This is a genomic window from Comamonas testosteroni ATCC 11996, from assembly GCF_000241525.1.
In the GTDB taxonomy this organism is placed as follows: Bacteria; Pseudomonadota; Gammaproteobacteria; order Burkholderiales; family Burkholderiaceae_C; genus Comamonas; species Comamonas testosteroni.
The window spans coordinates 1-598 of sequence record NZ_AHIL01000050.1; the positions used below are offsets into that span (position 1 = coordinate 1).

Below are 598 nucleotides of genomic sequence, written 5' to 3' on the forward strand. Positions count from 1 at the left end.
TTCATGTACTCATACGCAGACAGGATTCGTGCAGTTGAGCTTTACATCAAGCTTGGCTTGCGTGCCAGAGCCACGATTCGCCAGTTGGGGTACCCAACCAAGAACGCATTGAAAGGCTGGTATCAGCGCTACCTGAAGCATCAGGATTTGCCAGCAAGCCAAGCTCCAAGAGCACCAAAATATTCTCTGAAGCAAAGGGAGGTGGCGGTTGCTCATTACCTCGCCCATGATCGCTGTATTGCTGCAACGATGAGGGCTTTGGGTTATCCGGGTCGAGGAACGTTGACTGCGTGGGTTCGGCAAGACTGCTCTGACACCTGCAAATCGAGAGTAGGCAGATCTTGGCCGGCTACAAAGCCTGATACTTTGATGTGTGAGGGCGTGGTGCAACTGTGTACCCGTCAATCAACTGCACAGGAGATTGCGGACAAGTTAGGGGTGTGTAGGGGGACCTTGTACAACTGGAAAAATCAGTTGCTTGGCCCTTGTGCCCCTGCCTCGATGAAACACAGTCCAAAGCGATCGCCAGTGTTGGATGAAGCAGCACTCAGGCGCCAAGTTGAATCATTGCGCCAGGATGTTCGGCGGCTGAAGATAG

At 52.8% G+C, this 598-nt stretch carries 1 protein-coding gene; it reads left to right on the forward strand.

Annotation, left to right across the window (positions count from 1 at the left end):
• Nucleotides 1–3 precede the first annotated feature (3 nt).
• Nucleotides 4–598: hypothetical protein (locus CTATCC11996_RS25285; RefSeq protein WP_003080896.1), on the forward strand; the 595-nt coding region annotated here is incomplete at its 3' end.